22 protein-coding genes are annotated in these 21,922 nt (G+C 70.7%); 15 read left to right on the top strand and 7 right to left on the bottom strand.

The annotated features are described in order from the left end of the window. Positions 1 to 313: 313 nt before the first annotated feature. From DJ017_RS07790 to DJ017_RS07775, 4 genes are all read left to right on the top strand, one after another. Entirely contained in the window at positions 314 to 2,830 is a 2,517-nt protein-coding gene (locus tag DJ017_RS07790) for a TonB-dependent receptor (RefSeq protein ID WP_111528183.1), read from the top strand. Between the two features lie 159 nt (positions 2,831 to 2,989). After that, positions 2,990 to 4,090, top strand: coding sequence for a response regulator (locus DJ017_RS07785; protein ID WP_111528182.1), 1,101 nt, complete (start codon positions 2,990 to 2,992; stop codon positions 4,088 to 4,090). 90 nt (positions 4,091 to 4,180) lie between these two features. After that, on the top strand, positions 4,181 to 4,600 hold the full coding sequence (locus tag DJ017_RS07780; protein WP_111528181.1) for a PaaI family thioesterase: 420 nt from the start codon (positions 4,181 to 4,183) through the stop codon (positions 4,598 to 4,600). 71 nt (positions 4,601 to 4,671) lie between these two features. Beyond that, complete coding sequence (locus DJ017_RS07775) at positions 4,672 to 5,814, top strand: serine hydrolase domain-containing protein (RefSeq protein WP_111528180.1); 1,143 nt, start codon at positions 4,672 to 4,674, stop codon at positions 5,812 to 5,814. 7 nt (positions 5,815 to 5,821) lie between these two features. Here the strand turns inward: DJ017_RS07775 and DJ017_RS07770 are convergent, their stop codons facing one another. After that, complete coding sequence (locus DJ017_RS07770; RefSeq protein ID WP_111528179.1) at positions 5,822 to 7,201, bottom strand: flavin-containing monooxygenase; 1,380 nt, start codon at positions 7,199 to 7,201, stop codon at positions 5,822 to 5,824. Positions 7,202 to 7,280: 79 nt separating this feature from the next. Continuing rightward, positions 7,281 to 7,733, bottom strand: coding sequence for a YaiI/YqxD family protein (locus DJ017_RS07765; RefSeq protein WP_111528178.1), 453 nt, complete (start codon positions 7,731 to 7,733; stop codon positions 7,281 to 7,283). 41 nt (positions 7,734 to 7,774) lie between these two features. Between DJ017_RS07765 and DJ017_RS20305 the strand changes: the two genes are divergently transcribed. From DJ017_RS20305 to DJ017_RS07740, 6 genes are all read left to right on the top strand, one after another. Next, positions 7,775 to 7,939: a hypothetical protein gene (locus tag DJ017_RS20305; protein WP_165830562.1), complete on the top strand. Its 165-nt coding sequence runs from the start codon at positions 7,775 to 7,777 to the stop codon at positions 7,937 to 7,939. Positions 7,940 to 7,941: 2 nt separating this feature from the next. Further along, complete coding sequence (locus DJ017_RS07760; protein WP_111528177.1) at positions 7,942 to 8,337, top strand: hypothetical protein; 396 nt, start codon at positions 7,942 to 7,944, stop codon at positions 8,335 to 8,337. A 76-nt stretch (positions 8,338 to 8,413) separates the two neighbouring features. Next, positions 8,414 to 8,737: an ArsR/SmtB family transcription factor gene (locus tag DJ017_RS07755; RefSeq protein WP_111528176.1), complete on the top strand. Its 324-nt coding sequence runs from the start codon at positions 8,414 to 8,416 to the stop codon at positions 8,735 to 8,737. After that, on the top strand, positions 8,734 to 9,183 hold the full coding sequence (locus DJ017_RS07750; protein WP_111528175.1) for an SRPBCC family protein: 450 nt from the start codon (positions 8,734 to 8,736) through the stop codon (positions 9,181 to 9,183). The genes DJ017_RS07755 and DJ017_RS07750 overlap by 4 nt, the downstream gene beginning before the upstream one ends. A gap of 16 nt (positions 9,184 to 9,199) precedes the next feature. Beyond that, positions 9,200 to 9,409 carry a hypothetical protein gene (locus tag DJ017_RS07745; protein WP_111528174.1) on the top strand — a complete coding sequence of 70 codons (210 nt, stop codon included), beginning with the start codon at positions 9,200 to 9,202 and terminating at the stop codon, positions 9,407 to 9,409. Beyond that, entirely contained in the window at positions 9,406 to 9,795 is a 390-nt protein-coding gene (locus DJ017_RS07740) for a DUF1801 domain-containing protein (RefSeq protein WP_111528173.1), read from the top strand. The genes DJ017_RS07745 and DJ017_RS07740 overlap by 4 nt, the downstream gene beginning before the upstream one ends. On the opposite strand, the gene DJ017_RS07735 is transcribed toward DJ017_RS07740, so the two are convergent. From DJ017_RS07735 to DJ017_RS07725, 3 genes are all read right to left on the bottom strand, one after another. Then, positions 9,792 to 10,862 carry a mechanosensitive ion channel family protein gene (locus DJ017_RS07735; RefSeq protein WP_111528172.1) on the bottom strand — a complete coding sequence of 357 codons (1,071 nt, stop codon included), beginning with the start codon at positions 10,860 to 10,862 and terminating at the stop codon, positions 9,792 to 9,794. The genes DJ017_RS07740 and DJ017_RS07735 overlap by 4 nt on opposite strands. Positions 10,863 to 10,903: 41 nt before the next feature. Continuing rightward, positions 10,904 to 14,026 carry a beta strand repeat-containing protein gene (locus tag DJ017_RS07730; RefSeq protein WP_111528171.1) on the bottom strand — a complete coding sequence of 1,041 codons (3,123 nt, stop codon included), beginning with the start codon at positions 14,024 to 14,026 and terminating at the stop codon, positions 10,904 to 10,906. Positions 14,027 to 14,173: 147 nt separating this feature from the next. Further along, a complete protein-coding gene (locus DJ017_RS07725; RefSeq protein ID WP_111528170.1) occupies positions 14,174 to 14,449 on the bottom strand; it encodes a hypothetical protein in 276 nt (91 codons plus the stop codon). Positions 14,450 to 14,605: 156 nt separating this feature from the next. Between DJ017_RS07725 and DJ017_RS07720 the strand changes: the two genes are divergently transcribed. Both DJ017_RS07720 and DJ017_RS07715 read left to right on the top strand, forming a co-directional pair. Further along, complete coding sequence (locus DJ017_RS07720) at positions 14,606 to 15,061, top strand: PAS domain-containing protein (protein WP_111528169.1); 456 nt, start codon at positions 14,606 to 14,608, stop codon at positions 15,059 to 15,061. Positions 15,062 to 15,071: 10 nt separating this feature from the next. Beyond that, positions 15,072 to 16,772: a hypothetical protein gene (locus DJ017_RS07715; protein ID WP_111528168.1), complete on the top strand. Its 1,701-nt coding sequence runs from the start codon at positions 15,072 to 15,074 to the stop codon at positions 16,770 to 16,772. Here DJ017_RS07715 and DJ017_RS07710 read toward each other — a convergent pair. Beyond that, positions 16,769 to 18,400 (bottom strand): NAD(P)/FAD-dependent oxidoreductase, encoded by a 1,632-nt coding sequence (locus tag DJ017_RS07710; RefSeq protein WP_111528167.1) that lies wholly within the window; start codon positions 18,398 to 18,400, stop codon positions 16,769 to 16,771. The two genes, DJ017_RS07715 and DJ017_RS07710, sit on opposite strands and share 4 nt — an antisense overlap. A gap of 153 nt (positions 18,401 to 18,553) precedes the next feature. Between DJ017_RS07710 and DJ017_RS07705 the strand changes: the two genes are divergently transcribed. After that, the gene (locus DJ017_RS07705; protein WP_111528166.1) at positions 18,554 to 19,369 is read left to right on the top strand and encodes a chorismate mutase; all 816 of its coding nucleotides are present in this window, start codon (positions 18,554 to 18,556) and stop codon (positions 19,367 to 19,369) included. Between the two features lie 10 nt (positions 19,370 to 19,379). After that, entirely contained in the window at positions 19,380 to 20,519 is a 1,140-nt protein-coding gene (gene hisC, locus DJ017_RS07700) for a histidinol-phosphate transaminase (protein WP_111528165.1), read from the top strand. Positions 20,520 to 20,527: 8 nt separating this feature from the next. On the opposite strand, the gene DJ017_RS07695 is transcribed toward hisC, so the two are convergent. Then, a complete protein-coding gene (locus tag DJ017_RS07695) occupies positions 20,528 to 21,271 on the bottom strand; it encodes a prephenate dehydrogenase/arogenate dehydrogenase family protein (protein WP_111528164.1) in 744 nt (247 codons plus the stop codon). Between the two features lie 93 nt (positions 21,272 to 21,364). On the opposite strand from DJ017_RS07695, the gene DJ017_RS07690 reads away from it, so the two are divergent. Beyond that, positions 21,365 to 21,820, top strand: coding sequence for an SRPBCC family protein (locus DJ017_RS07690; RefSeq protein ID WP_111528163.1), 456 nt, complete (start codon positions 21,365 to 21,367; stop codon positions 21,818 to 21,820). The last annotated feature ends 102 nt before the right edge of the window (positions 21,821 to 21,922 follow it).

The following is a 21,922-nucleotide window of genomic DNA, read 5'->3' as shown; positions in this document are numbered from 1 at the left end:
CCAGGTCCACTTCAAATAACGACGATTCTGCTCTTTGGATTTGCACCCGATCGTCAATTGTGACGCAGGAAGCCCAGGAATAACGCCGTTCATTTTTCGGCGTTCGCGACAAAAGCGATGTATTTCGGTCACAGATCGCCCGCGGCGCGGCCGTTTTCATACATGAACGCCGATAAGTTATCGCCGTCCAGTTGACCGCCCCGGGCCGGCCCACGAGGTTCCGCCGCCTCGGGCGCCTCCCCGCGCCCGGGTCCATCACACGCGCACTACGACTGGCCCGGCGGCTCCCCCCGCCCGGCCTTGGGAGGACTTTATGTCGTCGATTCAACCGCGCCTGCGGACGCTGCTCGCCATGGGCGCTTCCGCCGTCGCCCTTTCCGCCGTTTCCCACCCCGCCTTCGCGCAAGCCGCGGCGCCTGCGGCCGAGCCCGCGAACCAGGTGGAAGAGCTGGTGGTCACCGCCGAGAAGCGTGAGCAGTCGCTTCAGGACGTGCCCGTCGCCGTCACCGCCTTCACCTCCGCCAAGCGCGACGTGGTCGGCATCACCGGCATCCAGGACTTCGTGAACTTCACGCCGGGCATGAACTACTCCGGCACCGACCGCGTCAGCCTGCGCGGCGCCGGCCGCAACACCTTCTACGTCGGCAACGACCCGGGCGTGGCCTCCTACACCGACGCCTTCTACTCCGCCTCCTCGGCCGAGCTGTTCAAGACGCCGCTGTTCACCGAGCGCACCGAGATCCTGCGCGGTCCGCAGGGCACCCTCTACGGCCGCAACGCCATGGGCGGCGCGATCAACATCATCTCCAAGCGTCCGGCGAAGGAGTTCTCGGGCGAAGTCCGCGGCATCGTCGGCAACGACAGCCACTACCGCGCCGAAGGCGTGGTCTCGATCCCGCTGGCCGACAACCTGCGCATCAAGGTCGGCGGCACCCACGAGGAAGCCGACGGCTTCATCAAGAACATCGGCACGGCCAACGACGGCGGCTCGATCAAGCGCAACTACTTCGAGGCGCAGGCCGAGGGCGAGCTGGGCGACAAGACCACCTTCTGGGCGCGCTACAGCCGCACCGCCTGGGACGACACCACCGGCGTCGGCGACCGCTGGTCGAATCTGGTCACCCCCTACGACACGGCCCTGCCGTTCGGCCCGATCGGCCAGCTCACGACCAACCCGCAGTACGGCTACACCACCGCCAACCCCGGCGCGTCCGACCCGTACAAGATGAACACCAACCGCAACGGCTACGGCCAGCTGCGCGGCAACCACCTGGTGACCCTGCAGGTCACCCAGGACCTGGGCTTCGCCGACCTGAAGTACATCGGCGGCTTCCAGCAGTACATCTACCAGACCGGCGGCGACCTCGATAACACCAGCCGCACCGGCTCGATCACGGTCAATGGCACGCCGGGGATCTTCGTCGACTACACCACCGACTTCCTGGAGAAGAAGAAGTACTTCTCGAACGAGCTCAACCTGACCTCCAAGGGCGACGGCCCGCTCCAGTGGATCGTCGGTCTCTACCAGTACCACGAGGTCTACAACCAGCGGATCCAGTACGGCGACCCGCAGCAGGCCCAGGTGGCCTCGCCCTTCTACATCAGCCTGTCGCCGTTCTCGCTGACGCCGGCCCCGGCCAACCCCAGCCGCGACACCGTCGACATCCAGGCCCACCTGGTCTCCGACGCCTACGCGGTGTTCGGCCAGGCGACCTACAAGTTCAGCGACAGCTGGTCGCTGACCGGCGGCCTGCGCTACACGAAGGACAAGAAGGACGGCAACGAGTACGAGCGCCTGATCATGTTCTCGCCGTCCAGCCCCTACGGGCAGGCCTCGGCGCTGCTGCGTGGCCTGGCGATCGACGTCTCCTCCGACTTCGACCCGAGCAAGCCGGGCGTGCAGCCGAACCGGTCGATGAGCAACAGCTGGGACGCCGTCACCGGCACCCTGAACCTCGACTGGACGCCGGACCGCGACACCCTGGTCTACGGCAAGTACAGCCGTGGCTATAAGTCGGGCGGCTTCCTCCTCGGCACCCTCTCGCCGAAGGCCGAAGCCAAGCAGGAGGCGGTCAACGCCTTCGAACTCGGCGCCAAGAAGACCATCGCCCGCACCCTGATCCTGAACGGCGCGCTGTTCTACAACGACTACAAGGACCTGCAGCTCAACGTGCAGCAGCTGAACGAGGCCAAGACCTCGTCGGCCAACTACTTCGTGAACGTCGACGCCCGCGCCTACGGCCTCGAGCTGGAAGCCATCTGGCAGCCGATCCGCAACCTGCAGTTCAACGCGAGCTACGGCTACCTGAACACCAAGATCACCAAGGGCTGCTGCTTCTTCGACCCGGCGGACCCCTCCGCGCTTCTGGCGGGCGCCCGCCCGCAAGGCCAGACCGCCACGCTCAACGGTGTGCCGATCGTCTACCAGAACGTCGAGGGCTCGCCGCTCTACCAGTCGCCGAAGAACAAGTTCGCGCTGAACGGCAACTACACGATCGACTTCGATCCGGGCTCGCTGGTCCTCTCGGCCACCTACACCTGGACCGACAAGACCCTGTACCAGCCGTTCAAGAACGACCCGGCCTTCTCGGTGCCGTCCTACGGCACGGCCGACTTCCGCGCGATCTGGAAGGACGCCAAGGACCGCTACTCGGTCATCGGCTTCGTCAAGAACGCCTTCGACGAGAAGGGCTACACCTCGACCGGCTCCACCACCCCGACGGCCACCTTCGGCTTCGGCGCCGGCGGCATCTATCAGAACGGCGTGTCGATCACGCGCGGCCTGATCCAGCCGCGCACCTACGGCATGGAGCTGCAGTACCGCTTCTAAGCGGCGCTACCGAACAGGCGCTATTTTTCCTCCCAGCGCCTTCTTCGAGGGCGGCGACCCGAGGGTCGCCGCCCTTTTTTTCTGATTTCCCGGCCGTTTAACCTCTCCGCAAGCGCGTCTGGCCATAGTGCCGGCCCGAGGCGTTTCAGTCGGCCGACCATGTCCCTGCCGGATTACATCTTCGACCGCGTGACGGCCGACATCCGCCAGCAGATGGCCGGCATCCTGGCGCTCACCGAACAGCTCGCCCGCCAGCGCCTCACCCCCGACGCCCAGGCCTGCCTCGCCGGCGTCTCCGAAGCCGCCGACGCCGTGCGCCGCACCCTCGACGCCGCCCTCGACATCCACGCCGTCGCCAGCGATGGCCTCGCCCTCAATCCCGCGCCGCTCGTGCTGCGCGACCTGATGGACGACGTGGAGGCGCGCTGGCGCGCGGCGGCCGGCATGGCCGGGGTCACCCTGCTCGTCTCCTACGATGGCGCGCCGGAGGCCTGCGTCCACGCCGACCGCGCCCGCCTCACCCAGGTGTTCGACGCCTTCATCGCCGAGGCCGTCGGCGGCGCGCGCCGCGGCGCGGTGGAAGCCAGCCTGCGGGCCGAGGAAGGTCCCGCCGGCCTGCGGCTCACCGGCCGCATCCGCGGCGCCCGCGATCCGGCCCGCGACGGCCGCGGCCTTGAGGCCCGGGTGCGCGAGGTGGACTCCCAGTTCGGCCTGGAGGTGGCGCTCGGCGTGCTCCTGGCCCGACGCATCGTCCAGGAGCTCGGCGGCCGCATCGGCGAGGAGACCAACCCCGGCGCCGGCCAGACCGTCGCCTTCGAGCTCGACCTGCCCAAGGCCCGCGCCCTGCCCGAGCCGGAGCCGCGCTCGGCCGGCCGCTCGGCCCACGTCCTGGTGGTCGACGACAACGCCACCAACCGCATGGTCGCCCAGGCGCTGTGCGAGATGTTCGACTGCACCTCGGAGTCCGCCGTCGACGGCGTCGAGGCGCTGGAGGCGGCGCGCGCCGGCCGGTTCGACCTGATCCTGATGGACATCAAGATGCCCCGGATGGACGGGATCAGCGCCGCCCGCGCCATCCGCGACCTGCCCGGCGAGGCCGGCGAGGTGCCGATCGTCGCCCTCACCGCCAACGCCGATCCCGACGACGCCGCCGATTACCTCGCCGCCGGCATGGACGGGGTGGTCGAGAAGCCGATGAAGCCCGAGCACCTGCTGGCCGTCCTGCGTCAGGCCCTGGACGCCCAGGCCGCGGCCGCCTGAGAGACGGCCTCGAGGGGGCGGCCTGTCTGCGACCGCTTGACGACGGCGGCTATGGCTCTAAGCGACAGGACGAGTTCGCTGGAGTTCCCGATGACCGACGCCGTCGCCCCCGCCCTGCACGACACCCTTGGCCAGATCCGCGTCGTCGAGATGGCGAACGGCCGGGCGGCGATCGAGTACGAGGTGGGTCCCCAGATGTGCCACTCGGGCGGCGTCGCCCAGGGCGGCTTCGTCTGCGGCTGGATCGACGCGGCCATGGCCCACGCCTCCATGTCGCTCCTGCCCGACCTGACGCCCATGTCGCTGGAGCTGAAGGTCAGCTATTTCGCGCCCGCCCGCCCCGGTCGGGTGATCGCCGAGGGCTGGATCGAGCGCCGCGGCAAGGCCACCTGCTTCGCCGAGGGCCGCCTCCTCGACGCCGCCGGCAACGTTCTCGCCAAGGCCAGCTCCACCATCCGCCTGATCCCGCGCGAGGCGGTCGAGGCCGCGGCCAAGAAGGCGCTCGGCTAGAGGTTCGGCGGATTTGGCCCTCCCTGCCGTCCGGGAAGCGCGGCTAAGCTCGGCGCATCAAGGGAGGCGACATGTCCGAACAGACGATCCGTGAAGCGCTGGAGAAGGCTCTGGCCGAGAGCGGCCTGCCCGGCGCCGCCGCCGCCGCCGTGACGCCCACGGGCGAGACGATCAGCCTCGCCGTCGGCCACAAGGGCGTCGCCGATCCGGCGCCGCTGCTCCCCGACCAGATGTTCTGGATCGCCTCCATGACCAAGGCGATCACCTCCCTCGTCGCCCTGCAGCTCGTCGCCGAGGGCAAGCTCGACCTCGACGCGCCGGTCGGCCCGCTCGTCCCCGAACTGGCCGAGCCCCAGGTCCTCGAAGGCTTCGGCGAGGACGGCCAGCCGCGCCTGCGGCCCGCTCGCGAGCCGGTGACCCTGCGCCGCCTGCTGAGCCACACCTCCGGTCTCGGCTACGACTTCGCCAGCCCCGACCTGATCCGCTGGCTCGGCCACGCCGGCCAGACCACCATGGGCCCAACCCCGCCGGCCGGCCTGCCGCTGCTGTTCGAGCCGGGCGCTGACTGGGCCTATGGCTTCGGCATCGACTTCGCCGGCCGGATGATCGAGGCGGTGACGAAGCAGGACCTCGGGACCGTCTTCGCCGAGCGCGTCTTCAAGCCGCTCGGCATGGCCGACACCGGCTTCTCGCTCACCGACGCCCAGCGCGCGCGCCTCGCGCCCATGCACGCCCGCCTCCCGGACGGCGGCCTCGCGCCCTTCCCGTTCGGCATGCCCGAGCCGCCGTTCTTCCAGATGGGCGGCGGCGGCCTGCACTCCACCGCCCCCGACTACCTGAAGTTCCTGGAAGCCGTGATCGGCCGCGGCCCGCAGATCCTGCCGCCGGCGCAGATGAAGCTCTTCACCGAGAGCCAGCTCACCGAGCCGCGCCCCGGCGTCCTGAAGAGCGCCGCCAAGCACCTCTCCAACGACTTCGACGCCTTCCCCGGCCAGCCCACCGGCTGGAGCCTCGGCTTCCTGGTCAACCTCGAGCCCGGCCCCGCCGGCCGCGCCGCCGGCAGCCTCGCCTGGGCGGGCCTCTCGAACTGCTACTACTGGGCCGATCCGAAGTCCGGCGCCGCCGGCGTCCTGATGACCCAGCTCCTCCCCTTCGCCGACCCCGCCGCCCTCAAGCTCTTCGAGGCTTTCGAGCGGGCGGTGTACGCCGACTGAGCCGAATCTACTCCGCCGCCAACGCCGCCGGCGCCTCGGCCCGCGCCGGAACGGGCAGCGGGTTGCCCGCCGCCTTGGCCCGCTTGGCTCCGGCCTCGATCTCCTTCAGGAGGTCGTGGACATAGATCCCGAAGTCCACCTGGATCGTGTGCCGCGCGGCCTTGTAGTAGGGGCCGAGGTGCAGCGCCTCGTCCTTGGCGGTGACCGCCTTCATCTCGGCCGGGCTCGGCGGCTTGTACTGGCCGACCAGGTAGGCGCCGGCGAGCTTCGCCTGCTGCTCGGCGAAATTGACCAGCGTCGGCAGCGGCTGGGCCAGGCCCATGAAGAACAGGTTGGGGATCTCCGGCTTCATCATCCGTTTGAACAGCGGGAAGCGGTGCTCCGCGTCGGGCAGCAGCTCCGGGTCCTTGAAGAACGGGAAGCTGATCTTGTAGCCGGTGGCGTAGACGATGACGTCGACGTCCTCCACCGAGCCGTCCTCGAACTTCACCTTCCTGCCCATCAGCTCGGCGATGTTCGGCTTGAACTTCACGTCGCCGCAGCCGGCGCGGGTCAGGAACTCGCCCGACACCGAGGGGTGGGCCTCCAGCGGCTCGTGGTCCGGCTTGGGCAGGCCGTAGTCCTCCATCCGCCCGACCGCGCGCTTGATCTTGGCCCGCGCCAGGGCCAAGCCCAGCTTGCGCGGCATCCAGTGCGGCATGGACGCCTTGTCGGCCACCTTGCCGTCCATGTACTTCGGCAGCACCCAGACGCCCCGCCGCGCCGCCACCCACAGGTTCTTGGCGATCGGCCGCTGGGCCAGCTCCGAGGCCACGTCCATGGCCGAGTTGCCCATGCCGACGATCACCACGTTCTTGCCGCGCATGTCGACCGGCTCGAAGGGCGTGCGGTAGCTGTGCACGTGGAAGGCCGGGCCGTCGAACTTGCCCGGATATTCCGGGACCCGCGGGTCCCAGTGGTGGCCGTTGCAGACGAACAGCACGTCGTAGATCCGGCTCTCGCCGGAGCCGAGCGTCACCTTCCAGAGGCCGTCCGCGGTCCGCTCGGCCCGCTCCACGCGGGTGTTGAACGTGATCAGCGGGCGAAGGCCGAAGTGGTCCACGTAGTCGTGGAAGTACTGCAGCAGCTGGCGATGGTGCGGGAAGTCCGGCCAGTCGGCCGGCACGGGATAGTCCTCGAACGCCAGCCGCCACTTCGAGGTGTCGATGTGCAGGCTCTCGTAGCAGGCCGACATCCCGTTCGGGTTGTTGAAGTACCAGTTGCCGCCGATGTCGTCGCTCATCTCGAAGCAGTCGAACGGCACGCCGAGGTCCTTCAGCTTCTTGGCCGTCGTGAACCCCGAGCATCCCGCGCCGATGATGCACGCCTTCGGCAACCGCTCCGCCACTGTCCGATCCTCCGCAAATCCCTGTTTCGGCGCAGGATAAACCAGCTTTCGACTGACGTCGGGGCGCCCTGAGGGCTGTTCACCCGGCCCGCTTCGCGCGCACCACCGCAGCGTCGAGCGCCTGCAGGAACTTCGAGCGGTCGGCGGCGGCGAAGGGCCTGGGCCCCCCGGTGATCTCGCCCATGGAGCGCAGGTGCTCGCCGATCGCCCGTCCGGCAAGGGCCGAACCGATGTTGTCGTGGCTGAACACCTGGCCGTTGGACCGGATCGCCTGGGCGCCGGCCTTGAGCGCCCGCTGCGCCAGCGGAATGTCGGTGGTGACCACGATGTCGCCCACGCCGGCCCGCTCGGCGATCCAGTCGTCGGCGACGTCCGGCCCGGCGTCCACCACCACCAGCTCCACCCGCGGCAGGGCGGGCGTGCGGATCCAGCTGTTGGACACCACGAACACCGGCAGGGCGTAGCGCCCGGCCACCTTGTAGACCTCGTCCTTCACCGGGCAGGCGTCGGCGTCGATGTAGATGGTCGTCATCGGCCCGTTATGACACGGACCGCCTGTGGTAAGTCACGCCCATGACCGACCGTCCCGATGATCCGAACGAAACCCCGATGCAGCGGGCGCTGCGCCTGAAGAAGGCCGCGCAGGACGCCAAGTCCGCGCCGTCCGGCGCCAAGCTCTCGCCCACCCAGGCCAGGCGCCAGCCGGCCGGCGCCTCCAAGCCCTGGATGAAGCGCTGAACATGGGCGGCCCCACGCCCGAGGACGACGACTTCGACGGCGGCGGCTTCGACGTCGACGACTGGACCCGGCTCGTGCCCTTCGCCGGCGCCGTCGCCACGCTCGATGACGTCCAGGCCGGCCGCGCCGTGTTCGCGCTCGCCGACACCACGGGTCCGAAGCCCCTCGAGATGGAGCTGCCGCAGCCGGTGATCTGGTGGGACGACGACGGCGAGCAGGCCGCCGTCGCGGTCCAGGCCGAGGCGCACGGCGGCCCGGACGGCGAGGTGCTGGAGGTGCTCGGCCTGATCCTCCCCGACGGCGCCTCCGCCGTCGCCCTGATCGACGACGTCGACCTCGTCGACGACACCGACCCCACCTGGCGCGACCTCGTCGCCCGCGCGGTGGACGAGGCCTAGCTCATTACGATCCCTTGACTCATCCATAACCCAAGAGTTATCGATCCAACCGATAACCCGAGAGTTATGAGTTTCAGTGTCCGCCGCGCCCGACCTCCTGTTCCGCACCCTCGCCGACCCGACCCGGCGGGCCCTCTTCGAGCGCCTGTGCCGCGAGGGGGAGCAGACGGTCGGCGCGCTCACCGCCCAGGCCGGCGTCTCCCAGCCGGCGGTCTCCAAGCATCTCGCCGCCCTCAAGCACGCCGGCCTGGTCCGCGACCGCCACGAGGGGCGCCAGACCCACTACGCCGCCCAGCTCGGCGCCCTCGCGCCGCTGCTCGACTGGACGCGCCAGATGGCCGGCTTCTGGGAAGGTCGCTTCGATCGCCTCGAGGACCTCCTCGCCAGGATGGACCAATGACCGACCTCACCCCCGCCCGGCCCGCGGCCGGCCCGCTCTCCGTCGTCGTCGAGCGGGACATCGGCCATCCGCCGGAGCGGATCTGGCGCGCGCTCACCCAGCCGCACCTGATGGCCGAATGGCTGATGGCCAACGACTTCGTCCCTGAGCTCGGCGCGCGCTTCAACCTGCGCGGCGAATGGGGCGGGGTGCTGGACTGCGAGGTGCTCGAGATCGAGCCGCACCGCACCCTCGCCTACAGCTGGAACTTCGACCACCCGACCAATGGCCTGACGAGCGTCGTCACCTGGACCCTGACGCCGACTGCCGCCGGCACGCGCCTGCGCATGGAGCAGACTGGATTCCGCCGCGACCAGCCGCAGAACTTCGGCGGCGCCCAGATCGGCTGGCGCGCCAATTTCGACAGGCTCGAGGCCCTCCTGGCCGGCCCCATGATCGCGCCCTGAACTGGAGCAAGCCCCCATGACCTGGAACCTCTGGATCCGCCGCCTGCATCGCTGGCTCTCGATGGCGTTCACGATCCTTGCCGTCGCCAACATCGTCGCCCTGGCCGCCCAGGTTCAGGCGCCGTGGCTGGGCTTCCTCGCCCTCGTCCCGCTCATTCCCCTGCTGGCGACGGGGCTCTATCTCTTCGCCCTGCCCTATCTCGCCAAAGGCCCCGCCCGCGCATGAAGCGAAACCCGCCCCCGCCCGGCGTCACGCCGTCCCAGATGATCGACGGCCGCATCGCCGAGCTCGCCGGCTGGCGCGGCGAGACCCTGGCCCGCGTCCGCGACCTGATCCGCGCCGCCGATCCCGGCGTGGTCGAGGAGTGGAAGTGGAACGTGCCGGTCTGGTCCTCCTCGGGCATCCTCTGCACCGGCGAGGCCTACAAGGCCGCCGTCAAGCTGACCTTCGCCAAGGGCGCCTCGCTCCCCGATCCGAAGGGCCTCTTCAACTCCAGCCTCGAGGGCGCCACCCGGCGCGCCATCGACATCCGGGAAGGCGAGACCATCGACGGCAAGGCTCTGCAGGATCTGATCCGCGCCGCCATCGCGCTCAACCGCGCCAAGGCCTAGCCGGTCGGCCCCTTGGCCTCTGAGGTCGAGCCGGTGCTCCGCGCCCCGCGCGAGCGCCCCTTCACCACCCCGGCCTCGGCCTTCGCCGCAGCGCTGAGGCTGCTCAGCTCGGCCTCCTGCCGCGCCTGGTCCGGCGGGGTGAACTCGCGCTGCGTCACCGCCACCTGGTGCGGATAGGGGAAGCTGAGGCCGGCCGCCTGGAAACGCTGCTTCACCGCCTTGATGAGGTCGAACTGGGTGTCTCGGTAGCCGGCCGGCGAAGTCCAGGCCCGCAAGGTCACGGTCACCGAGGAGTCCTTCAGGGCCGTCACCTTGGCCCAGGGCGGCGGGTCGGCGACGATGCGCGGATCGGCCTTGGCGATCTCGATCAGTAGGGCCAGCGCCAGGTCCTCGTCGTCGTCGTAGTCGATGCCGAAGTCCATGTCGATGCGCCGCACCTCGAGCATCGAATAGTTCACCACCACCTCGCCCAGCGCCTTGGAGTTGGGGATGAACACCACCGAGTTCTGCAGGTCGTGGAGGCGCGTGACGAAGAGGTCGAGCCCGTGCACCCGCCCGACCACGTCGGCGATCTTCACCCGGTCGCCGATCCGATAGGGCCGCAGGAGCAGGATCATCACCCCCGCCGCCACGTTCGACAGCCCGCCCTGCAGCGCCAGGCCGATGGCGAGGGAGGCGGCGCCCAGCACCGCCAGGACCGAGGTCGTCTGCACCCCGATCTGCTGCAGCACTGCAATGCCGCCGATCACCACCACCGTGTAGCGCACCAGCGAGGCGAGGAAGCCGGCCAGCACCGCGTCCGGCGCCGAGCGCCCGTGCAGCCGCGCCAGGGCCTCCCGCGCCAGCCGCGAGGCCCATCGCGCCACCCACAGCGTGACGACCAGGATGCCTGCGCCGATCGCCAGGTTGATCAGCGCGTGGAGCAGCCCGGCCAGCAGCGGGGCCCAGGCCTGGGGCCCGCCGTTGACCAGCCGCTCGATCTGATCGCCGAGCGGCACGGTCGGGGACGCCGGCGCCGCGTGCGCCGGAGCCGGCGCGCCCGGAAGGTTGGGGAAAGGCAAGCCCATCCCCGCCAAACGCGGAGGCGCGGCTTTGGCGCCCGCCGAAGCTAGAGCACGAAGTCGGCCGCGGTCAGGCCCTTGCCGACACCCGTCAGGATGATCTCCATGTCCGCGGTCGTATCGCCGTTGACGTCAGCGAGGACCAGGGTGTTGCCGCCGGTCTCGGTCCACCAGATCGCATGCGCGGTGGGCGTCGCGCCGGCGAAGGCGAAGGCCTGATTGCCGGCAAGGCCCGTGTCGGCGTCGATGGCCGACAGGTCGATGCGGTCCACCCCGTGCGTGAAGTCGCTGATCACGTCCGTGCTGGTGTTGCGCCCAGGGACCTGGCTCTCCCCGGTCGCGCCATAGACGAAGAGGTCCGCGCCGCTGCCGCCGTTGAGGGTGTCGGCGCCTGTCCCGCCGTTCAGGGTGTCGCTTCCGGAGTTGCCCGCCAGATTGTCGTCGCCCGAGTTGCCGAGCAGGACGTCGCCCGCCGGAACCACCGTGCTGCCGGTTTCGGCGTCGTTCCCCTGGTTCGCGTCGATGTAGGAGAAGTCGTAGGTCTGGGCGTGCAGGTCGACCGTATCCGCGCCGCCGGTGATCTTGGTGTCGGTGGTGGTCAGGGTGACGTGGCCGGTGGTCGTCGTGTGCCCGTCGCTCAGGGTGTAATCGAGGGTCGCCGTCGTGCTGTTCGTGCCGGGCGAATTCACGGTGAAGCCGGTGACCACTCCGCCCGAGGTGACCGGGCTGATGGTCCAGCCGTTGGCGGCGGTGACGTTGGCCGCGGTGACTGCCAGCGTGTCGGCGTCGGCGTCCGTGTCGTTGGCCAGCAGCCAGCCGACCGGCATGGTGAAGCCGGTGTTGGTCGAGACGATGATGGCGTCGTTGTTCGCCACCGGCGCGTGGTTGCCGCTCAGCACCGTCAGGGCGACGGTGTCGCTGTCGCTCTGGGCGCCGCCGGTCCCGAAATGGCCGAGGTCGCTGGTCGTCACGGACAGGGTGTCGGCGCCGGCATAAGCGCTGTTCGCCGTGTAGCTCAGGCTCGCCAGGGCGGCGTTCACCTGGGCGAGCGTGCCGGTGATCGCCAGCTGCCCGTCCGAGCCGTCCGTGTCGCCGGTCAGGCCGGTGGTCGTGGACAGGTTCAGCGCGCCGTGGCCAACCGCCAGGCTGACCTGCACCGTCTCGTCGCCGGCGATCGCGTTGTCCGCGTCGTCGACGTCGGCGACCGACAGTCCCGAGATAGCGGCGGCCGAGCCGGCGGTGACCGTCTGGGCCGAGGGCACGGTGTTCACCGGGGCGTCGTTCACCGGTGTCACGTTGAAGGTGAAGGTGTTCGCCGTGGGATCGAGGTCGACGCCGCCGTTGGCCGTGCCGCCGTCGTCCTGCACTTGGAAGGTCAGGTTCGCATAGCCGGTCCCGTTGGCGTTGGCCGCCGGCGTGAACGTCAGGTTGCCGATGTCAGCCGCCTGGATCGTCTGGCCCGCGGTCACGGCGACGCCGTTGAGCTGCAGCGAGCCCGCGCCCGGCAGGGTGGTGATCTTCACCGCCATCAGGCTGTTGGCCGGGGAGTCGTTCGGATCGGTGAAGCCGAAGTCGCTCGCCGCGAAGGTGTAGGTCCCGTCCTCCAGCACCGTGCCCGAGCCGTTGGTCCCCGCCGGGGCGTCGTTCACCGGTGTCACGTTGAAGGTGAAGGTGTTCGCCGTGGGGTCGAGGTCGACGCCGCCGTTGGCCGTGCCGCCGTCGTCCTGCACCTGGAAGGTCAGGCTCGCATAGCCGGTCCCGTTGGCATTGGCCGCGGGCGTGAAGGTGAGATGGCTAATGTCGGCCGCCTGGATCGTCTGGCCGGCGGTCACCGCGACGCCGTTGAGCTGCAGCGAGCCCGCGCCCGGCAGGGTGGTGATCTTCACCGCCATCAGGCTGTTGGCCGGGGAATCGTTCGGATCGGTGAAGCCGAAGTCTGACGCGGCGAAGGTGTAGGTCCCGTCCTCCAGCACCGTGCCCGAGCCGTTGGTCCCGGCCGGGGCGTCGTTCACCGGTGTGACGTTGAAGGTGAAGGTGTTCGCCGTGGGATCGAGGTCGACGCCGCCGTTGGCCGTGCCGCCGTCGTCCTGCACTTGGAAGGTCAGGTTCGCATAGCCGGTCCCGTTGGCGTTGGCCGCCGGCGTGAACGTCAGGTTGCCGATGTCAGCCGCCTGGATCGTCTGGCCCGCGGTCACGGCGACGCCGTTGAGCTGCAGCGAGCCCGCGCCCGGCAGGGTGGTGATCTTCACCGCCATCAGGCTGTTGGCAGGGGAGTCGTTCGGATCGGTGAAGCCGAAGTCGCTCGCCGCGAAGGTGTAGGTCCCGTCCTCCAGCACCGTGCCGGAGCCATTGGTCCCGGCCGGGGCCTCGTTCACGTTCTGCACATTGACGGTCAGCTTCTGGACATCGGTGAGCAATCCGTCCGAGGCCTGCACCCACACCGAATAGGCGTTGCCGCCGCCGCTCGCCGTCGGATGTTCGAAGTCCGGGGCGGAGACGAACGCCAGCGCGCCCGTCGTCGCGTTGATGCTGAACTTGGCCGCGTCGGCGCCGCCGACGATCGAGTAGCTCAGCACGCTGACCGCGTCCGGATCGCTCGCCTGGACGGTCCCCACCGCCGTGCTGTTCTCGAAGACGCTGGCGGTCCCGGTGTCCTGGCCGCCGTTCGAGGTGATCACCGGCGCCTGGTCGAGGGCCGCCACCTGCACGTTGCCGACGAACACCTGCAGGGTCTCGATCTTCGAGGCCTGCAGGTTCCAGCCCGACTGGCTGAAGGTGAAGATCGCGTTGGTCGCTTCCTGGGTGTGGACGTTGGTGTTCGCGTTCAGGAAGGCGAGGAAGGCCGAGAGGTCCGCCTGCACCGAGCCGCTGATCCACTGGTTGTAGGTCAGGACGAGCTTCAGGCTGTCGATGCCCGAGCCGCCGTCGACGACGTCCGCCCCCGCGCCGGCGCCCGGCGCGATGGTGCTCAGGCCCGAAGCGCTGGCGTCGTAGACCATGACGTCATCGCCGGAATTGCCGCTCAGGGTGTCGGCCCCGAGGCCGCCGTCGAGGGTGTCCCTGCCGGCGCCCCCGTTGAGCTTGTCGGCGCCGTCGCCGCCCTGGATCAGGTTGTCGCCGGACAGCCCGTTCAGGGTGTCAGCGCCGTTCGTGCCAAGAATGGTTGGCATGGGATGCCCCCTCGATTTTGACCAGTACCGAGCCCGTAATCGGGGGTTGCCGCGAAATGTTCGGCCCTGGAGCCGCGCACGCGACGGTAGTTCTGGATCGAAGGGTCGCGCGCGAGGCCATGGCCCCACGCGTGGGAAGGTTCGCGTCTAGCGGACCGTTTCTTTCTGCTTGGGCGCCGAAACGCGTCGCGTCTTCGCCTGCGCCTTGGGCTTCGGGAGAAGCCGGAAACGCGTCTGGCACCAGGCGAAATCGACGCCGACGTCGAGCAGGGCGTCTGAGCGGCCGCAGGGGCAGGCGAATTCCATCACGCCAAGCACCCGGTAGGTCTCGCCCGCCCTGAGGGGCACCGGCCTGCCCGTCACATGGTTCGGGGCGGCGTTGACGCATAGAACCAGATCGCCAGGGCCGACAGCGTCGCTCATAGCTTTCACCCACTGCGCTCGGAGAGGATAGACCCTGCCCCGCCAGGGGCAAAGGCCCTCCGGGCGCCGAAAACCAATCAGGCCGCTCAGTCCCCCGCGCATCCGGCATTGATCCATGATAGGCCTCGTACCGGGCCACCCGCCCCAGGAGACGTCATGAACACCGTCGAGAGCTCGCGTGAGCTCGCCTGGATCCGCGAACGGCTCGCCCGTCCCCTGCCGCTGGCGGAGGACACCGCCGTCATCGCCACAACCCTCCAGGGACAGGTCGCCGTCTGGAACCGGGCAGCCGAGCGCCTTTATGGTTGGTCGGAAGCCGAGGCCCTGGGGCGCGACATCCTCGAGCTGACGCCGGCCAAGTACACGCGCGAGCAGTCGGCCGAGATCATGCAGGCGCTGCAGGCGGGTGAGACCTGGGAAGGCGAGATCCTGTTGCGGCGTCGCAGCGGCGACCCCGTCGTCGCCTTCGTCCTCGACGTGCCGGTGGGCGACGTGGCCGGCGGCCAGGGCGCCATCGTCGGGGTCTCGAGCCCGGCGGAGACCGGCGCGGCGATCCGCGAGCAGGCAGCCGAGATCAGCGCGACGGTCAGGCGCTGGTTCGAACACCCCTAGCCGCGAGCTCGTGAAGGGGGCGCGAGACATCAGGCCGGTCGGCGACGGCGCGCAGCCGTGGCTGATCGCCGGCCTGTTCGCCTCGTTGCTGGTGTGCGGGGGCCTGCTCGTCTACGGCTCCGGACGCGGCTTCGATCTCACCGACGAGGCCTTCTACCTGATCCGCACCCGCGAGCCCGACGGCTACGCGCTCAGCTATCAGCCGTTCGGCTATCTGCTACACCCCCTCTTCAGCCTGGCGGCCGAAAACCTGCAGAGCTTCCGCGCCCTGGGCTTCGCGATCGCGGCCTGCGCGGGCGCCCTCCTCGGCGCGGCCCTGCCCTCAGGGAGACCGCGGCGGCTGTTCGGCCTCTATGGCGCGCTCGCATCCCTGACCATCTTCTTCCCGTGGATCGTCACCCCCAGCTACAACTCGGCGGCCAACATCGGCGCCCTCCTGGTCCTCGCCGGCGTCTTCAGCGCGCTGCGGGCATCGCCCGGCGCGCCGCTCGCCGCCGCCCTGCCGTCCTCCCTGCCGTCCGCCCTGTCGTCCTCCCTGCAGATCGCGGCCGGTCTTTGCCTCGCCGCCTTCGGCAAGCCGCCGCTGTTCGCCATCGCGGCCCTGGCCGTCGCGCTCGTCGCCCTGGCCGCGCCCCGCGGCCGGACGGCCCTGGTCGGCGGGCTCGTGATCGGCGCGGCGCTGATCTGCCTCGTCCTGCCGCCGGGCCAGATCGCCGTCCTCGTCGCGCGCATGAGCCTCAGCCAGCACGTGCTGGGCATGCCCAACACCCCGCTCGCCCTGCCCGCCAAGATCGTCCGCGACTGGCTGGCCGTGCCGCCGCTCCTCACCGCCGCCGCCCTCGCCGCGGCCTTCGGCCTGGCGTTCCGCCGACATCGCCCGGCGACGTGGCTGGGCGCCGCGGCCGTCACCTTCAGCCTCGCCTATGTCGCCACCATCGTCCCCGACGCCATCGACGGTGAGATCCCCGACTTCCTGGGCCTCGCCCTCGTGCTGCTGGCGGCGGGCTACGCGGCGATCGTTCGGCCGCGGCCCTGGCCCAGCCGCCTCGCCGTCCTCGTCCTCCTGGCCACGCCGGCGGCGGTGGCGCTCGGCACCTTCAACAACCAGTGGTTCCAGCTCAATTTCAGCATGGCTTTCGGCTTCCTGGCGCTGTTCGCCCTGGCCGCGGCCGACGCCCTTCCCTGGCGCCGCGCGGCCGCCCAGGCGCTGGCGCTCGCCGGACCGGCCGCGGCCATGCTGCTCGCGGCCTGCCATCCCTACAGCCTGCCGGCCTCGATCTTCGACCAGCAGGTCCCGATCACCACGCCCCTCGCCCGCGGCCCCGTCCTGGTGGACCCGCAGACCGCCGCCTTCGCCCGCGCGGCCGACGGCCTGGCCTCCGGCAGGCTCGTCATCGACCTTTCCGGAACGGGGCCCGGCGTCGCCGTGCTGATGGGCGGCCGCGCCCCGGTGCTCCCCTGGCTGAACCCGGCGACGCCCACCTGGCCGGACGTGGTCTGGTCGCGGCTGACGCCGCAGGCGCGGGAGGCCGCCGTGTTCGTCGGCCCGGTCTGGCCCGCCTTCGCGGCCTCCCAGCCGGCCCGGTGGTTCGAGGCCCATCGCGCCGCCTACTGCCGCGCCCTGCTGCCGCCGATGACCTTCTGGGGCGAGGCGCGCAGCCTCGAGGTCTGGCGACCGTGCGCCCAGCCCGCCCAGCCCAGCGCGCGCTAGGCGGCCGCGGCGATTCCGAGGCTCGCCCGGGCCACCGCTTCGGCGACCTTGATGCCGTCCACCGCCGCCGACAGGATGCCGCCGGCATAGCCCGCGCCCTCGCCAGCCGGAAACAGGCCACGCACGTTCAGGCTCTGGAAGTCGGCGCCGCGGGTGATCCGGATCGGCGAGGAGGTGCGCGTCTCGACGCCGGTGAGCAGCGCGTCGGGATCGTCGTAGCGCGGGATCTTGCGGCCGAACACCGGCAGGGCCTCGCGCATCGCCTCGGTCACATAGGCCGGCATGATGGCGGCCAGGTCGGTGGGCCGCACGCCCGGCCGGTAGCTCGGGACCACCTCGCCCAGGGCCGTCGAGGCGCGGCCCGCCAGGAAGTCGCCGACCCGCTGCGCCGGCGCGAAATAGTCGCCGCCGCCCGCCGCGAAGGCGCGGCTCTCCAGCTCCCGTTGCAGGGCGATCCCGGCCAGCGGATGGTCGCTCGGATAGTCGGCGGGCGTGATCCCGACCACGAAGCCGGAGTTGGCGTTCCGCTCGTTGCGCGAATACTGGCTCATGCCGTTGGTCACCACCCGGCCGGGCTCGGAGGTCGCCGCCACCACCGTGCCGCCCGGGCACATGCAGAAGCTGTAGACCGTCCGGCCGTTGGCGCAGTGGTGCGACAGGGAATAGGCGGCCGCGCCGAGGTCGGGGTGGCCGGCGCACGGCCCGAACAGCGCCCGGTCGATCCACGACTGCGGGTGCTCGATCCGGAAGCCGATGGAGAACGGCTTGGCCTCGATGTGGACGCCGCGGTCGTGCAGCATCTCGAAGGTGTCGCGCGAGGAATGGCCGACCGCCATCACCACCTGGTCGGCCTCGACGAACTCGCCGGTGTGCAGGTGAACGCCTCTCAGCCGCCGGCCGCCGTCGGCCCCGCGCTCGAGCTCGAGATCGACCACCCGCTGCTGGAAGCGGTACTCGCCGCCCAGCGCCTCGATCTTGGCGCGCAGCCGCTCGACCATGCTCACCAGGCGGAAGGTGCCGATGTGCGGGTGCGCCTCGGTGAGGATCTCCTCGGGCGCCCCGGCGGCCACGAACTCGGTCAGCACCTTGCGGCCGAGGAACCGCGGATCCTTGATCTGGCTGTAGAGCTTGCCGTCCGAGAAGGTGCCGGCCCCGCCCTCGCCGAACTGGACGTTGGACTCCGGGTTCAGCTCGCTTCGCCGCCAGAGGCCCCAGGTGTCCTTGGTCCGCTCGCGCACCACCTTGCCGCGGTCGAGGATGATCGGGCGAAAGCCCATCTCCGCCAGGATCAGTCCGGCGAACAGGCCGCAGGGCCCGGTCCCGATCACCACCGGCCGCAGCCCCGCCGCCGGCGGCGCGCTGGCCACCGGCCGGTAGCGGGTGTCCGGCGTCGGCCGCACGTGCGGATCCTTTGCCAGCCGGGCCAGCACGGCGGCCTCGTCCGTCACCTCCACGTCGACGATGTAGACCTTGAGGATCGCCGACTTGCGGCGCGCGTCGTGCGCCCGCTTCCACACCGACCAGCGAAGGATGTCGCCCGCGCCGACGCCGAGGCGCTCGGCGATCGCGTCCGGCAGCGCCTGCGGCGCGTGGTCGAGCGGCAGCTTGAGTTCGGAAATCCGCAGCATGGCCCCTATGTAGACGCTGAGCGCCGCCGCGCCGAGACCCTCGGCCGCCCTGGCGCGCCCCTCGTTGCAGCCGCAACAATCTTGCGGCCATCGGGCCTATTGCGCCGCTCGTCGCAATGACCTAGCACCCGGGCCTGCCTTTCGAGGGAGATTATGGCCGAGGCCAAGCCCACCCCCGCCGCCGCACCGCTGCCCTCGCTGGACGAGGTGCGCGCGCGGATCGACCAGATCGACGCCGAGCTGCTCAAGCTCGTCGACGAGCGGGCCGGGCTGGCGAGCGCGGTGGCCGCGGCCAAGAAGGCGGCCGGCGACGGCGACAAGTTCGGCCTGCGCCCCGGCCGCGAGACCCATCTCCTGAAGAAGCTCCTCGCCCGGCCGCGCGGCTCGGCCTCACCGACCCTCGTGGTGCGCATCTGGCGCGAGCTGATCGGCGCCAGCCTGGCGGCCCAGGGCCCGTTCCACATCGAGGTCTGGGGCGGCAAGGATCCGGCCCGCACCGTCGAGCTGGCCCGCGCCCGCTTCGGCGCCTCGCCGCCCCTGCGCATGCTGGCCAGGCCCGAGGAAGCCCTCGCCGCCGCCAAGACCCAGGGCGGCGTCGCCGTCCTGCCGCTCACCGCCGACAGCGCCTGGTGGGCCCGCCTGCTGGCCGAGCCGAAGCTTCGGGTGTTCGCCGCCCTGCCCTGCCTGGCCGCCTGGGGGCCGCTCACCGCCCTGGCGGTCGGCGACGTCGAGGTCGAGCCGACGGGCGACGACCGCACCTACTGGGTCACCGACGCCCCGCAGAGCGGGCCGGCCATCGAGGAGGCCCTCTCCCGCGATGGCGTCGCCGCCACCCTGCTGGTCGCGGCCGGCGGGCTGAAGCTGTTCATGCTGTCCGGCTTCTACCAGGCCCACGACGCGCGCCTCGCCCGGGCGCCGGGCAAGCTTTCGGGCGTCATCGGGGCTGCGCCGGCGCCGCTGGACGTGTAAACAGCGGCGCGTGACTCAAGACAGCGCCACCCTCCCCGCCCGCACCGCCCGTCCCGCCACCGGCCGCCCCGAGCCGAAGGCCGGTATCCTCGACATCACGCCCTACAAGCCGGGCAAGTCGAGCGTCGAGGGCGTCGCCCATCCGGTGAAGCTCTCCTCCAACGAGAACATCCTCGGCGCCAGCCCCAAGGCCCGCGAGGCCTTCGTCGCCGCCGGCGACCGGCTCGCCGTCTACCCCGATGGCCGCGCCAACGCCCTGCGCGCCGCGGTCGCCGCCCACTTCGGCCTGGAGCCCGAGCGGCTGGCCTTCGGCGACGGCACCGACGAGGTGCTGCACCTCCTCAACCAGGTGTTCCTCGAGCCCGGCGACAACATCGTCATGGGCCAGTACGGCTTCTCGGCCTATTCGATCGGCGCCCGCGCCTGCCAGGGCCAGGTGCGCCACGCCGCCGAGCCCAACTACCGCCTCGAGGTCGGCGAGGTGATGAAGCTGGTCGACGATCGCACGCGCATCGTCTTCGCCACCCAGCCGGGCAACCCGACCGGCACCTACCTCTCCAAGGGCGACCTCGCCGCACTGCACGCCGCCCTGCCGCCCGAGGTGGTGCTGGTGCTCGACGAGGCCTACGCCGAGTTCGCCGACGCCGAGGACTTCGCCTCCGGCCTCGAGCTGGCGCGCGCCTCCCAGAACGTCGTCGTCACCCGCACCTTCTCGAAGATCCACGGCCTCGCCTCGCTGCGCGTCGGCTGGGCCTACTGCCCCGAGCACATCGCCGACGCCCTCGACCGCATCCGCGCGCCGTTCAACACCTCGATCTGCGGCCAGGAGGCGGCCATCGCCGCGCTCGCCGACACCGGCTTCCAGGAGCGCTCGGCCCGTCTCGTCCAGGAGGGCCGCAAGCTGCTCGCCGACAGCCTGCGCCAGAAGGGTCTGGAGGTCGTGCCGTCACAGGCCAACTTCGTCCTCGTCGGCTTCCCCAGCACGGCCGGCAAGACCGCCGCCGAGGCCGAGGCCTATCTCGCGAAGAACGGCTACATCGTCCGCGGCGTCGCCAACTACGGCCTGCCGGACCACCTGCGCATCACCATCGGCCTGCCCGAGCACACCCGCGCCGTGGTCGAGCTCCTCGGCCTGTTCATGGAAGCCTAGGGAGCTCCTTAGGCCGTCTTCCCCGACGCCACCTGCTCCAGCAGCGACTGGGCCTGGGCGACGAACGCCTTGGCCACCTCGGGCGCATAGGGGTTCTGGGTCTGGATGGCGGCGAACAGCTCGAAGGTGTCGTTGCGGATCAGGCCGCACAGCTCCAGCAGGTGCTGGTAGGACGGCGTCGCCAGTTCCTCGTCCGGGATCCCGAGGTTGACGAGGCTGCGCCCGATCAGGTGCGTCAGCGCCTGGACGTAGGCCATCTCGCGGTCGTGCTCCTCGGCCGTGGTCACCGTCACCGCCAGCCCGAGCGAACGGCCGAACGCCGCCACCTTCTCGAACCGCTCGCCCCTCACCGGGCAGACCACGAACCGCAGCCCCGGCAGCCCGTCGCGCGCCACGCTCTGCGGCCCGAACAGCGGGTGGGTGGCGACGATCTCCACGTGCGCCGGCAGCAGCTCTTGCATCCAGGTCACCGGCAGCACCTTCACCGAGCCGACGTCGATCACCAGCGCGCCTGGCTTCACCAGGGGCGCGATCTGGCCGAACACCTCGCGCATGACGGCCACCGGCACGGCGACCACCACGATCTCGCAGCCCGCCACCTCTTCCAGGCTGGCATAGGCCACGCCCGCCGCGCTCGCCCGCGCCGGCGCGTCGGGCGCGGCGTCGGTGGCCACCACGTCGAAATGGTCCTTCAGGGTGCGGGCGGCGAGCTGCCCGAACTGCCCCAGCCCCACGAGCCCCAGGCGTTTCATCCGCGCTCGCTAGCCCGCCCGCGCGGGCGGCGCAAGCAACCGCGCCGCCTCGCCGCTCTCGACAACCCGCCGATCTCGTGACGCACTGGCCCCATGGCCCAGATCTCCGTCAGCCACCGCTACGCCCAAACTCCTGAGCGCGTCTTCGACGCCTGGCTGGATCCTCGGATCGCCCGCCGCTTCCTGTTCGCCACCCCGGCCGGCGAGATGGTGGTCTGCGAGATCGACGCCCGGGTCGGCGGCCGCTTCGACCTCACCGAGCGCCGCCCCGACATGGGCGAGGTGAAGCACGTCGGCGAATACCTCGAGGTCGACCGCCCGCGCCGGCTCGTCTTCACCTTCGCGGTCCCGCAGTTCGACCCCACCGCCACCCGCGTCGCCATCGACATCGTCCCGGAGACCATCGCCGGCGGCGAAGGCTGCGTCCTCACCCTCACCCACACCGACGTAGGCGACGACTGGGCCGAAGGGACCAGGGACGGCTGGACGAAGATCCTCGCCAGCCTCGAACCCGCCCTCGACGGCAAGCAGGCCGCCGGGTGGATTTAGCCCCCTTCTCCCCTTGCGGGAGAAGGTGTCAGCCGGAGGCTGACGGATGAGGGGTTGAAGACCAGATCAACCCCGAAATGCAACTGGGGGGCTCGCGGGACC

This window comes from Phenylobacterium soli, assembly GCF_003254475.1.
GTDB classification, from domain to species: Bacteria; Pseudomonadota; Alphaproteobacteria; order Caulobacterales; family Caulobacteraceae; genus Phenylobacterium; species Phenylobacterium soli.
Note: the sequence above shows the minus strand (reverse complement) of the source record. Positions and strands in the feature narration are given on the sequence as shown.